A 12,644-nucleotide genomic window follows, 5' to 3' on the forward strand; every position below is an offset into this window, starting at 1 on the left:
CGTCAGCAACACTTTCGATACGGCCACGGGACGCGTTCGGCGACGAAGGGCCATCCGGCTCATGTCTCGTCCCCCAGGCTGTCGGCCATCTGGCGTCCCATGGTGGCGACGGCGCGGCGCAGCAGCGCCTTCACCGCCGGCTCGCCCTTGCCCACGATGTCGGCGATGTCGGCGATGGGCAGGTCGGCCAGGACCCGGAGCAGCAGGACGGACCGCTGATCGGGGGTGAGGCGGTCGACCGCGGCGATCACGTTCTGCACCCGAAGCCGTGACATGGCATCGGCCTCACCGTCGCCGCCGGCGCCCAAGGCGCCCTCCATCACCTCGGCGTCCATCGGCGCCTCCGGGCGCCGCCCCCGTCGGCGCCGCTCGTCGACCACCCGGCGGTGGGCGATCGTGAACAACCACCCTCGGAAGGCGTCCTCGTCGCCCTCGAAGTGCGCCAGGTTGCGCACCATCGACACGAACACCTCCGAGACCACGTCCTCGGGGTCGGAGATGCCCTGCGCCCGCACGTAGCCCAGCACCCGCGGCACGGAGTCGACGTACAGACGGGTGACGGCGTCGTCGCTGCCGGACTTGGCGGCCGCCAGAACCGACTCGAAGTCGTCGCCGATCACGTTCCGACGCTACCGGGCGCCACAGGACGCAGCCGACGGGCCACCACGGGCGCGATCGGTTGGACGGTCGGAGGACGAGGAGTGCACGGTGATGGACCGGTGGGCTCAGGCGTCGAGCGCCTGGCGATGGTGCTCCATCAGCCGGTACAACCGATCGAGCTCGACGACCGGTGGGAGGGCCAGACGATCGCCGGAGTTGAGCTCGACCTCCAGGTGCCAGAACCCGGGGATGACGTCGATGGCCAGGATGCGGTACCAGGGGTAGGTCCGGCGCAGCGGCCAGTTCTTCTGCACCCGGAGGCCATCGTCACGCACCACCACGACGGGGCCCCAGAGGGTGCGCAGCCCCGCCAGCGAGGCCAGGGCCACGAGTGCGCTGGCCACCCGGAACCACAGGGCGGAGTCCCCCGCGACGGCCCACGACGCGGCCAGCACGGCGCACAGCACCAGCACCAGGGTGCGCAGCACCCGCGGCACCGGGCGCATGTGGAGACGGAACCCGATGGCGTTCACGTGCACAGTGTGGCGCCAACGGCGGCCCGACGCCCACGCGGCCCCCCGATGCCGGTCACGACGACTCGATGAACTCGCGCGCCCGCTCGGCCTGGTGCTCCTGGGAACGTCGACGGCCGGGCAAGAACAGGGCGGCGACGATCGTGGCCACCACCAGCCAGAACACGACGAGGAACACCCCGTTGTAGGCGGCCTGGGCCTCCTCGAGCGGCGGGTCCACCGGAGCCACCGCCCCCATGTCGGCCACCAGCAGGGTAGCCAGCACCGCCACCCCGAGGGCGCCCGCCATCTGGCGGATGAGCTGGCTGATGGCCGTGCTCTGCGAGACGAAGCGGCTGGGCAGGCTGTTCATGGCCGCCACCGAGCTGGGGATCTGGCACAGGCCGGCGCCGGCGCCCTGAATGATCAACACGATGGTCACCCACCGGTCGGATCCGTCCACGGTGAGGTGGGCCAGCTGCCACATCGAGAAGGCCATGATGACCAGCCCCACGACGGTGGGCGGGCGGGCCCCCACCCGGTCCGAGACCCAGCCCGAGATGGGCATCATCACGGCCGCACCGAGCGCGGCCGGAGCGAGGAGCAGGCCCACCTCCTGGGCGTCGAGGCCGCGGACGACCTGCAACTCGATGGGGATGTAGTTGAGACGGGAGAACTGCGCCATCGTCACCAGTGCGATCACGCCCATGCCCACCGCGAAGGTCGGATAGGCGAACATCCGGAACTCGATGATCGGATGGTCCCGGCGCAGCGCCCAGCGCACCAGCACGACCAGCACCGCCAGACCGGCCCCCACCACCGCGATGGTGAGGGCCGAGGTCGGCCCCCACGACGTGGCCTGACGGGCTCCGATCACCACCATGGCGATGCCCACCACGGCGAGCACCCAACCGGTGAGGTCGAGGGGGCGGTGCTCCCGGGCCCCGTTGTCACGCAGGACGCCGTAGGCCAGGGCGGCGGCACCCAGCCCGACGCCCACGAACACCACGAACAGCACGCGCCAGCTCGCCGCGGTGACGATCCACCCGCCGAGAGGCGGACCCACCGCCGGGGCGGCCATGACCGCGATGCCCCAGATGCCGAGAGCGCTCCCGCGCCGGTCGGCCGGGAAGAGCTCGTAGATGGTGGCCATGCCCACCGGCATGACCGCACCCGCTCCGAGGCCCTGCACGAAACGGGCCCCGACCAGCACCTCCATCGTCGGTGCCAGCGCCGACACGGCCGCACCGGCCACGAAGCACAGCAGCGCCCCGACGTAGACGTGCTTGCGCCCGAACCGGTCGCTCAACCAGCCGATGCCGGGCTGGATCATGACGATCCCGAGGAGGAAGGCGGTGATGACCCAGTCGACGTCGACCCCGAGCGGCGAGGGGGTGAGGTCCCGCGCCACCTCGGGCAGCGCCACCCCCATCGTCGTGGAGTTCAAGACGGCGCCGTAGGTGCCGACCAGGATCACGCCCATGGCCACCCACGGCGACTGGCGCGGGCGCGAGGGCCCGTCGTCGACGAGCGCGGACGGGTCGGCGGTGACGTCGACCTCCGCTGAGGTGTCCCCCCGCCCGGGACCGCTCACGCCTTGAGGATCTCCCGCCAGGGCAGGTCCTTGTCGGGCTGGATGTCGCGGGGGAGCCCCAGGGCCCGCTCGGCGATCATGTTGCGGTGCACCTCGTTGGTGCCACCGCCGATGCGGGACGAGAACTGCGAGAGCACCAGGTTCTGCCAGAAGCCCGCCTCGGGAGCGTCGGCCCGGTCGAGCATGCCGCCGGGGCCCTCGACGGCCACCCCGAGGTTCACCTTGATCTCGGTCGACTGCGTCGAGAAGTTCTTCATGACCGACGGATCGGGCGGGGTGCCACGGCGGTGCATGACGAAGGTCTGCATGCGCAGGCCCATCCACGACAGCATCTTCTCGCGGGAGTACACCTCGGCCAGACCCTGGCGGACAACCGGGTCGTCGGCGCGCCCGAAGGCCCTGGCGGTGGCCAACAGCGAGTCGAAGCTCGAGGCTCCCCCGCCGCCCGAGCCGATCATGCCGGCCTCGCTGGTGAGCACGGTGCGGGTGACGGGCCAACCACCGTCGACCTCGCCGACCACGTTCTCGGCCGGGATGCGCACGTCGTTGAAGAACACCTCGTTGAAGTGCGACTGCCCGGTCGCCTGGCGCAACGGCACCACCTCGATGCCCGGGGTCCTCATGTCGACCAGGAAGAAGGTGATGCCCTTGTGCTTGGGGGCTTCGGGGTCGGTGCGGGTGATGAGGATGCCGTAGTCGGCGTGCTGGGCCTCGGAGTTCCAGACCTTCTGGCCGTTGACCACGAACTCGTCGCCGTCGCGCACGGCCCGGGTGGAGAGGGCGGCGAGGTCGGAGCCGGCGCCCGGCTCGCTGAAGAGCTGGCACCAGGACTCCTCCCCGCTCATGAGCTTGGGCAGGTAGCGCTCCTGTTGGGCCTGGTCGCCGTGGCGCATGATCGGGGGACCGACCAGGGACTGGGCGGCCCCGAAGAACCCGGCGGACACGTCGAACTTGGCCGCTTCCTGACCGAAGATGATCGCCTCGGCGGGTGTACCCCCCCGGCCACCGAACTCCTTGGGCCAGGTGATCCCGGCCCAGCCGTTGTCGTAGAGCGTGCGCTGCCAGGCCCGGGTCTTCTCGAAGTAGGCGTGGGCGGCATCCTCGCTGTCATCCACCGGCCCGCGCGACCAATCGGCCTCGGTACCGGTCTTGCGCGTGGCGTTGGCTTCCAGGAAGGCGCGGATCTCGGCCCGCAGGGCGGCTTCCTCGGGGGATTCGTCGAAGTTCACGCCTCGACTCTAGAACGGGGTTCCTGTTCGGTTCGAAACGGCCGGGGGGACCACGAGGCGTCGGGCTCGTAGGGTGAGCGCACGATGTCGCGTCCCTGCCCCGCCCCTTCCCGACACCGCCGATCACCCTGGCCGACGGCGGTCGTCCTGGCCGCCACGCTGGCCCTCGGGGCTGGTGCCTGCACCCACGAGGACGCCTCCGGGCCACCCACCACGAACGCCGACGAGGTGGCCACGGCCGTCGACGACCCGCTCGGCTACGCCGCCTACGCGGACCCGGCCGCGCCCGTCGAGGCGCAGATCGGGGAACGCTTCGCCCTGATCCTCGACGCCGAACCCACCGAGGGCTACCGGTGGGAGGTGGTGAGCGAGGTCGACCGGGCAGTCGTGCTGCCCCTGGGCTCGCAGTTCGTGCTGCGCGACACGGTGACGAACCTGCCCACCACCACCGTGGCGCCACCTGCGCCCCCGCCTCCCCCGCCGGAGGAGGGCACCACGGACCCCGCCGAGCAGGAGGCCGACGGGGCCCCCGAGGGCGTCGTCCCCGAGGACCCCGAGACGACGGCGCCGCCCACCACCGAGGCGGCACCGACGACGACCACCGTGCCCACCCGGTCGCTCCAGGTGCTCTCCTACGTCGCCCGGGCACCAGGGACCACGACCGTCGAGCTGCGCTACGTGCGGGTCGGCCAGCCCGACGCCGAGGCCCCCACCGTCGTGTTCACCATCCAGGTGCCCGTGCCTCCGCCGCTCTTCCCGGTTCCGGACGCCGAGGCAGGCGAGGAGGAGGAGCAGCCCGTCGAGGCCGGCTGACCACGCCGTGCACCTGTCAGGCGGCGTCCCGCTCGTCTCGGAGCCGGGCGATGTCCTCCTCGAGGAGGTAGCCCGGGGCCACGTCGTCGTAGAAGTCGGCCGGTCGCATCACCAGGTCGATCGCCGTCCAGATGGTGCGGGAGAACGGGAAGAACGCCAACGGAACCACCACTGCGGCCGAGGCGTCGATCACCCCCAGCACGAGCATGGGCGGGTCCGGATAGGTGATGGCCACCCCGATGATGAGGATGCCCAGCACGACCACCTGGGCCAGGCACACGTTGAGGAACCACGAACCCAACCAGTGGCCGGGGATGCGGGCGAAGCGCAGACCGCACTGAGGGCACGTCGGGGCCATCCGGACCCAGTGGCGGAAGAGGTGGCCCTGGCCGCACACCGCACACCGACGCGTGAACCCCCGCCGCAGCACGGTGGACGGCGGGGTGGCCATGAACCCATTGTGCCCCCGTGGGTGCCTCGCGCGGCGGGCCGGGAGCCGAGCATCTCGGGCGGTCCCCGGGGCGGTCCCCGAAAAGGCCCCACGGCGGCGGCTCATCGACCGGTGCGGCACCCCGGACGATCCCGCCGTGCACCGCTAGCCTCGCCGCCGATGGCCTCGAGCGCGCACGCCCCGACCACCACCCCCGGGCCGGCCGACGGCCCCGTCGGCGACGTCGACGCCCTGGCCGGCCGCTTCCGCCTGCTCGCCGACCAGGACTTCACCGGCTACTGCCCCGTCTACGACCGCGTCGCCCGGGCGATCGCCGACGACCCGGCCTCGCTGCGACGGTTGCTCGGACCGGCCCCCGTGAACCGCACCCCCGTCCTCGCGCTGGCGGCCATCCACCACCTGGTCCTCGCCGAACCCATGTCGCCCCTCGCCGCCATCTACCGGGGCGCCGACGACGCCGACCCCTGGCCGCTCGTGCGGGACCTGCTGCACGAGCGGTCCGACGAGGTCCGCCACCTCATGGCCACCCGTTCGATCCAGACCAACGAGGTCGGTCGGTCGGCGGCGCTCGTGCCGGCCCTGGGCGAGGTCGTACGCCGTCTCCGTGACCACGGCGACAACCGTCCCCTGGCACTCGTGGAAATCGGTCCGTCCGCCGGGCTGAACCTGCTGCTCGACCGTTTCTGCATCACCTACGACGACCCCGACGGCGCGGCCTCGACCACCATCGGCCCGCCCGACTCACCCGTGCGCCTGCGCTGCGAGCTGCGCGGCGGCCTCCGCCCCCCGCTCTCCGCCCTCGAGCTCCCCATCTCGACGCGCCGGGGCCTCGACCTGGCCCCGATCGCCGTGGCCGACGACGACCAACGACGATGGCTCACCGCCTGCGTGTGGCCGGGCATCCCGGACCGCCCCGAACGGCTGGCCGCCGCCATCGAGATCGCGCTCGAGGATCCGCCGACGTTGCTCACCGGCGACGCCACCCGGGACCTCGGCCCGCTGCTCGACGCGCTCGGCGACGACGTCGTGCCCATCGTGGTCGCCACCTGGGCGCTGGCCTATCTGGCCGGCGACGACCGGGCCGGCGTGCTCCGGACCATCGACGCCGTGGGCGAGCGACGCACCATCGCCCTGCTCACCGCCGAGGTCGCCCACGTCACGCCCTGGGTCCCCCCCACCGACCCCGCGGCGGTCGCATCCACGACCGGCCCCGACGACGACGCCGACGGCACCCTCACCGTCGTGGGCCTGCACCTCGTCCTCGACGGCGCCCCCGACGACCAGGCCCTGGCCATCATGCACCCCCATGGGCGATGGCTGGGCTGGCTGACCAGGAGCGAACGATGAGCGAATGGGTCCTGCGGCGCACCGCCGCCCGCGTGGTGCTGCTCGACGCCGACGCCCACGTGCTGTTGCTCGAGGCCCGCGATCCGGCCGATGCGGCCAAGGGCCACTGGTGGGAGATCCCCGGTGGGGGCATCGACCCCGGCGAGGACACCGCGACCGCGGCTCGGCGCGAGCTGCTCGAGGAGACCGGCATCACCGATGCCGAGATCGGTCCGTGCGTGTGGACCCAGCACGCCCGCTTCACCTTCGCCGAATGGAAGTTCGACCAGCACGAGCACGTGCACGTCGCCTGGTGCGACCGCATCGACCTGGCCTCGGTGCAACCGGCAGGCCTCGAAGCCTTCGAGGCCATGGCCTTCGGAGGCCGCCGCTGGTGGTCCATCGACGCCTTGATGGGCAGCACCGACAACGTCTTGCCGGTGCGCCTGCGCGAGTTCCTGCCCGACCTGGTGGCCGGGCGGGTTCCCGACGCCCCCATCGACATCACCCACACCGGTCCGGGTCCCTTCGCCTGACCCGTCCCGCCGATCCGCACCTGCCAGGAGGGGACCTTCGTCGGTTGTCGTCGGCGGTGGCCGCCGACACCATGGACGAGGTGACGAGCCCCACCGTTCCCTACCGACCGACGGCCAAGGGCGCCATCGTGCCCACCGAGCGCCGCGGCCGCACGTTCCTGCGAGGGTGGCTGAAGCACTGCGGCGTCTGTGGCCAGGGCCGCCTCTTCCGCCGCTGGTTCTGGATGACCCCGCGGTGCCCCCGGTGCGGGCTGCGCTTCGAGCGGGTGGAGGGCCAGATCACCGGCGATATCGGCGTCAACACGATCGTCAGCTTCGGGGTCCTGCTCATCGTGCTGCTGGGGGGCTTCCTGGTGACCTGGCCCGACCCCCCGATCGGTGTGCTCATCGGGGCGTCGGCGGCCACCGCGGTGCTCATGCCGCTGCTCTTCCTGCCGTTCTCCAAGACGGTCTGGTTGGCCGCCGACCTCATGATGCGACCCCTCGAGCCGGGCGAGGTCGACGAGGGCTACGGACCCCAGCGCGGAGATTCCACTCCACCCGAGGCGTCGACCGGCCGATAAAGCACAAGGACCGGTGACGGTCGAGGGCTCAGGAGGTCGTGGCACCGTGGCGAGGATCGTGAAGTTCGCAGGGGGGATCGTCCTCGTGGCCGCAGTGGCGGCGGGGGCCGTGTACGTGGCTCGCGAGGTCGACGCGCTGGCCGGCGCCCTGGTCGTGCTGGGGGCGCTCATCGCCGTGAGCCTGGTCCTGCGCCTGCGGGCCGCCCGCGACGAGAAGTCGGGGATGGCGGACTGGGAGGACGTCCTCGAGTCCAACGCCCCCGACGACGCCTTCTTCAGCGAGTGGACGATGTCCGACGACGAGCGCTCCACCCACGCGGCGGACGGAGAGTTGGTCATCGAAGCGCACACCGCCGCGGGCCTCGAGTCCCTCGGGTCGCTCGAAGAGCTCCTCGCCGGCTCCGACGCCACCGCCCCTGCGCCCGTCACCGACGACGAGACCGACGGACCCACCCCCGAGACGTCGCCCTCCCCCGCCCCGGCCACCAGCGGTACCGACGACGAGACGTCGGCATCCGCGTCGGACGACGAGGTCTTCCCCTTCGACGACCCCTCCGACACGTGGGGCGACCTGCCGCCGCTGCCGGGCCTCGACACGCCCGCACCGCCCGCAGCCGGCGAGCCGGCACCTGTCAGCGCCGACCACGAGGACACCATCGGCGACGGCTCCGAGAGCCCCGAGCCCGCCGGGAGCGACGAGACCCCCCTGGCGCCGGCCGCCGAGGACGCCGACCCCGTCACCGCGTGGGACCCCACCGCCGAGCCTGGTCGCGGCTTCGATCCCTTGCCGACGCCGACCGCACCCGCCGAGGCCGCCGAGCCGGTCGGTCCCTCCGGAACCGGTGCCCCGCCCGATCCGGGGGTCCCCGTGACGGCCGAGGCCGACGCCTACAGTCTGGCCGGGGTGGGGCAGCCGTCCGGGAACGGCACCTCCTCCCGACGTTCGATCATCGACTGGAGTGGTCCGGTGCACGCCATCGACGAACAGGTCCGCACGAGCGACGACATCCTCGCCGCCAGCGCGGCCACGGCGCTGCCCACCAGCGAGGACCGCCCGGCCCCCTCCGGCGGCTCCGAGCTGACTCGCCTGCTCTCCAAGGTCGAGGCTCGCCTCCGCGACTACGAGTAGCCACCGGGGCGAGGGCTACCCTCGGCCGCCGATGCCCCCCGAGCCTCCCTCCGGACCTCACGCGTCCCACACCCCCGAGACGGACGTCGACGTGCTCGTCGTGGGCGCCGGTCCGGCCGGTGCCGCCACCGCCATCTGCCTGGCGCAGGCCGGACGCCGGGTGCTGGTCGTGGATCGGGCCCGCTTCCCCCGCGACAAGATCTGCGGTGACGGGCTCACCACCTCGGCCCTGCGAGAGCTCGAATCGTTGGGGCTCGACCCGGCGGCGGTGGCGTCGTGGACCGACGTCGGTTCCGTGGCCATGCGCTCGCCGCGCGGGCACCACGTCACGTTCCCGCTGCCTCGCGGGTCCGGCCGCTACGGCGCCGTGGCCCGCCGGCGTGACCTCGACGCCGCCCTCGTGGACCTCGCCCGGGCGAGTGGCGCGACTGTCGCCGAGGGCCACCCGCTGCGCGGGGCGCGCCTCGACGACGCCACCGGCGACCTCGTCGCCGACGTCGACGGGATCGGCGCGGTCCGCGCCCGCCACGGCGTCGGGGCCGACGGGATGTGGTCGCCCCTGCGCAAGGCCCTGGGGGTGAACCCGCCCGCCTACCGGGGCGAGTGGCACGCGCTGCGCCAGTACCTGACCGGGGTGAGCGACGAGGCCGCCTCCACCCTCACGGTGTGGTTCGAGCCCGACCTCCTGCCCGGCTACGCCTGGTCCTTCCCGCTCGGGGAGGGGCGGGCCAACGTCGGTTTCGGCATCCAGAGGGGCGGCTCCTACGACGTGGGCGACATGGGCGCGCTCTGGCGCGAGCTTCTCGCCCGCCCTCACATCCGCTCCTTCCTGGGTCCGGCGGCCGAGCCCGAAGGGGCCCACCGGGCCTGGCCCATCCCCGCCCGGGTGCAGCACATGACCCTCGCCCACGGTCCGGTGCTCTTCGTCGGCGACGCCGCCGCCGCCACCGACCCCATGACCGGCGAAGGGATCGGCCAGGCGCTGCTCACCGGGCGGTGGGCCGCCGAGGCCATCCTGTCCGTCCCCGCCTCGCCGGCCACCGAGGGGCGCCGGCAGGCCGGCGAGAGCTACCGGCGACGCGTCCACCACGAGCTGGCCGTCGACCACCGCCTCGCCGATCGGCTCATCGCGGTGCTCCGCCACCGCAGTGGCGTCCGGGCCACGCTGCGGGCGGCGGGGTCCACGAGCTGGACCCGCCGCAACTTCGCCCGATGGCTCTACGAGGACTACCCCCGGGCCCTGCTGCTCACCCCGTCGCGCTGGCACCGTGGGATGTTCACCGGTCCCGGCGCCTACCGGTCGGGCTCCGTCGACGGAACCGCTTGACCAGACGGTCAAGAGCGTGTGGGCTCGCACCATGCGCACCCCACTGACCGACATCCTCGAGATCGAGCACCCCGTGATGCTCGCCGGCATGGGCGGCGTGAGCTACCACGAGCTGGTGGCGGCGGTCAGCGAGGCCGGCGGCTTCGGCTGTCTGGGCGCCTCCACCATGAGCACGGAGCGCATGGTCACCGAGATGGAGCAGGTGCGGGCCCTGACCTCCAGGCCCTACGGCGTCGACCTGCTCACCGCCGCCCCCGGCGACATGGCGGCCCAGGTGCAGGCGATCATCGACCACGGCGGGCGGGTGTTCGTCGCCGGTCTCGGCGTGCCGCGCGACGTGGTGGACCTCTGCCACGACAACAACGTGCTCATCGCCTCCATGTGCGGCAAGGTGCGCCACGCGGTGGCCGCGGTGGAGGCGGGCTGCGACCTCGTCATCGCCCAGGGAACCGAGGCCGGTGGCCACACGGGCGCGGTCGCCACCCTGGCCCTGGTGCCCCAGGTCGTCGACGCAGTCGACGGTCGCGTGCCCGTGGTCGCCGCCGGCGGGATCGTCGACGGCCGGGGCCTGGCGGCCGCGCTCACCCTCGGCGCCGACGGGATCTGGGTGGGCACCCGCTTCATCGCCACGCCCGAGGCCTGGGGCACCGCCGGCTACAAGGAACGGCTCCTCGCCATGCACGAGGACGACACGGTGATCACCAGGGCCTTCACCGGCAAGACCTGCCGGGTGAACGCCAACGCCTACACCCGGGCGTTCGACCAGGGCGACCGCGCCGTCAAGCCCTTCCCCGCCCAGTTCGTGCAGTCCATGGAGGACGGCGCCAACCACCTCGGGAGCGGCCCCGACGTCGTGGTGGACCCCGACAAGGAGTTCTGGCCCGCCGGCCAGGGCGTGGGCGCCATCGACGAGCTCGTCCCCGCCGGCGACCTGGTGCGCTCGTTCGTCGTCGAGGCCGAGGCCATCATCGAGCGGGTCAGCGCCCTGCGCTGACCCGTCGACGGCGGATCAGGCCGTCCACTCCTTGACCTTCTCGATGATCTCGAGGGGTCGGTCGCCCACCGGGATGATGTTGAGCACTGTGACCCCCGCGTCGCGGAAAGCCGCCAGGCGTTCCTTCACGAAGCTCTCCGGGCCGCACAGGTTGGTGAGACGCAGGAACTCGTCGGGCACCTTGGCCGCCGCCTCGTCCTTCTTGCCGTCGAGGTAGAGGTCCTGGATCTCGGCCGCTTCGGCCTCGTAGCCGTAGCGGCACATGAGGTCGTTGTAGAAGTTGCGACCCTTGGCGCCCATGCCACCCACGTACAGGGCGACCATGGGGCGGGTCATCTCGGCCACCGGGCCGGCGTCCTCGCCGATGGCGACCACCCCACCAGCGGCGATCTCGAGCGGGGCCAGGCCCTCCTCGCGGACGGCCTTCCCGGCCGCCAGGTCGTCGCCCCACACGTCGTTCACCCGCTCGGGCACGAAGAAGATGGGCAGCCAACCGTCGGCCTTCTCGGCGGTCATCTGCACGTTCTTGGGACCGAGCGAGGCGATCCAGATCGGGATGCGCTCACGCACCGGCTTGGCGATGATCTTGAGCGGCTTGCCGAGACCGGTGCCCTGGTCGGCGGGCAGGGGCAGCGTGTAGTGCTTGCCCTCGTAGGTGACCCGCTCGCGCCGCCACACCGCCCGGCAGATGTCGATCATCTCGCGGGTGCGCCCGAGGGGGGCGTCGTAGCGCACACCGTGGAACCCCTCGATGACCTGCGGACCGGACGCGCCGAGGCCGAGCAGGAACCGGCCATCGGAGAGGGCGTCGAGCCCGGCGGCGGTCATGGCCATGAGCGTGGGGGTGCGCGTGTAGATGGGCAGGATCCCCGCGGCGATGGTGACCGACTCGGTGGTCGCCGCCAGGTAGCCCATGAACGAAGGCCCGTCGAAGCCGTAGGCCTCGGCCACCCAGGCCACGTCGAGCCCCGCTCGCTCGTAGTCGGCGACCCGCTGGGCCGAGGCCTTGAAGCCTCCGGCGTAGTCGATCTGCATTCCCAGCTTCATGACGTGTCCCCCCTGAGGAACGGCGACACCGGCCGTGCCGGGCGTCGGTGGGGCCTCGGCTAGTGACCGCCGGGGCCGTCGGCGAGGTTGGCCAGGTTCTCCTGGCGACGACGCTCCCGCTCGGCCGACCGCTCCGCCTCGAGGTTCTCGCGCGCGATGCGGTCCTGTTCCTTCGTCCAGGCCTTGCGGTCGGCCAGCTGGGCGGCATCGAGGGTGGAGATCTCCACCCCGTTCTCGAACAGGACGTGGTAGCGGATCCAGGTGACCCCGGCCACGTAGTACACCTTGCCGGGCGTGCCCGCCGGCACCCCCGGGAGATCGACGGCGGCCACGACCTTCTGGCGCTTGCGGAAGACCTTCTCGGTGCTGATCGTCGGGGCCATGGGTCTGGGGATCTCCGGTGCGGTGCGGTGCGTCGAGGACGTCGAGGTGACGCCCGGGAGGTTACCGGCCCGTGGCCGCGGCGACGAAGACCGCCCCGCAGCGCATTCGGGTCTCGGGGGGCGGCCTCGGTACTGTCTGG

General features: G+C 72.5%; 14 protein-coding genes. 7 read left to right on the plus strand and 7 right to left on the minus strand.

Annotated features, from left to right (window positions below):
- Positions 1 to 59 precede the first annotated feature (59 nt).
- From LUW87_RS06730 to LUW87_RS06745, 4 genes are all read right to left on the minus strand, one after another.
- Positions 60 to 620, minus strand: coding sequence for an RNA polymerase sigma factor (locus LUW87_RS06730; protein ID WP_232670342.1), 561 nt, complete (start codon positions 618 to 620; stop codon positions 60 to 62).
- Between the two features lie 105 nt (positions 621 to 725).
- A complete protein-coding gene (locus LUW87_RS06735; RefSeq protein WP_232670343.1) occupies positions 726 to 1,133 on the minus strand; it encodes a PH domain-containing protein in 408 nt (135 codons plus the stop codon).
- A 55-nt stretch (positions 1,134 to 1,188) separates the two neighbouring features.
- Positions 1,189 to 2,706 (minus strand): DHA2 family efflux MFS transporter permease subunit, encoded by a 1,518-nt coding sequence (locus LUW87_RS06740; protein WP_232670344.1) that lies wholly within the window; start codon positions 2,704 to 2,706, stop codon positions 1,189 to 1,191.
- A complete protein-coding gene (locus tag LUW87_RS06745) occupies positions 2,703 to 3,935 on the minus strand; it encodes an acyl-CoA dehydrogenase family protein (RefSeq protein ID WP_232670345.1) in 1,233 nt (410 codons plus the stop codon). The genes LUW87_RS06740 and LUW87_RS06745 overlap by 4 nt, the downstream gene beginning before the upstream one ends.
- A gap of 84 nt (positions 3,936 to 4,019) precedes the next feature.
- On the opposite strand from LUW87_RS06745, the gene LUW87_RS06750 reads away from it, so the two are divergent.
- Positions 4,020 to 4,748 carry a protease inhibitor I42 family protein gene (locus LUW87_RS06750; protein ID WP_232670346.1) on the plus strand — a complete coding sequence of 243 codons (729 nt, stop codon included), beginning with the start codon at positions 4,020 to 4,022 and terminating at the stop codon, positions 4,746 to 4,748.
- 16 nt (positions 4,749 to 4,764) lie between these two features.
- On the opposite strand, the gene LUW87_RS06755 is transcribed toward LUW87_RS06750, so the two are convergent.
- Positions 4,765 to 5,199 (minus strand): DUF983 domain-containing protein, encoded by a 435-nt coding sequence (locus LUW87_RS06755; protein WP_232670347.1) that lies wholly within the window; start codon positions 5,197 to 5,199, stop codon positions 4,765 to 4,767.
- 159 nt (positions 5,200 to 5,358) lie between these two features.
- Between LUW87_RS06755 and LUW87_RS06760 the strand changes: the two genes are divergently transcribed.
- From LUW87_RS06760 to LUW87_RS06785, 6 genes are all read left to right on the plus strand, one after another.
- A complete protein-coding gene (locus LUW87_RS06760; protein WP_232670348.1) occupies positions 5,359 to 6,546 on the plus strand; it encodes a DUF2332 domain-containing protein in 1,188 nt (395 codons plus the stop codon).
- Positions 6,543 to 7,061, plus strand: a complete 519-nt coding sequence (locus LUW87_RS06765) for an NUDIX hydrolase (RefSeq protein WP_232670350.1) — start codon at positions 6,543 to 6,545, stop codon at positions 7,059 to 7,061. The genes LUW87_RS06760 and LUW87_RS06765 overlap by 4 nt, the downstream gene beginning before the upstream one ends.
- 80 nt (positions 7,062 to 7,141) lie before the next feature.
- The gene (locus LUW87_RS06770; protein ID WP_232670351.1) at positions 7,142 to 7,624 is read left to right on the plus strand and encodes a DUF983 domain-containing protein; all 483 of its coding nucleotides are present in this window, start codon (positions 7,142 to 7,144) and stop codon (positions 7,622 to 7,624) included.
- 58 nt (positions 7,625 to 7,682) lie between these two features.
- Entirely contained in the window at positions 7,683 to 8,753 is a 1,071-nt protein-coding gene (locus LUW87_RS06775) for a hypothetical protein (RefSeq protein WP_232670352.1), read from the plus strand.
- A gap of 31 nt (positions 8,754 to 8,784) precedes the next feature.
- Positions 8,785 to 10,080 carry a geranylgeranyl reductase family protein gene (locus tag LUW87_RS06780; RefSeq protein WP_232670354.1) on the plus strand — a complete coding sequence of 432 codons (1,296 nt, stop codon included), beginning with the start codon at positions 8,785 to 8,787 and terminating at the stop codon, positions 10,078 to 10,080.
- A gap of 31 nt (positions 10,081 to 10,111) precedes the next feature.
- A complete protein-coding gene (locus LUW87_RS06785; RefSeq protein WP_232670355.1) occupies positions 10,112 to 11,074 on the plus strand; it encodes an NAD(P)H-dependent flavin oxidoreductase in 963 nt (320 codons plus the stop codon).
- A 15-nt stretch (positions 11,075 to 11,089) separates the two neighbouring features.
- Here the strand turns inward: LUW87_RS06785 and LUW87_RS06790 are convergent, their stop codons facing one another.
- On the minus strand, positions 11,090 to 12,121 hold the full coding sequence (locus LUW87_RS06790; RefSeq protein ID WP_232670356.1) for an LLM class F420-dependent oxidoreductase: 1,032 nt from the start codon (positions 12,119 to 12,121) through the stop codon (positions 11,090 to 11,092).
- A gap of 59 nt (positions 12,122 to 12,180) precedes the next feature.
- Positions 12,181 to 12,504, minus strand: coding sequence for a hypothetical protein (locus tag LUW87_RS06795; RefSeq protein WP_232670358.1), 324 nt, complete (start codon positions 12,502 to 12,504; stop codon positions 12,181 to 12,183).
- Positions 12,505 to 12,644: the final 140 nt, after the last annotated feature.

The organism is Rhabdothermincola salaria, assembly GCF_021246445.1.
GTDB lineage: Bacteria > Actinomycetota > Acidimicrobiia > Acidimicrobiales > Acidimicrobilacustridaceae > Rhabdothermincola_A > Rhabdothermincola_A salaria.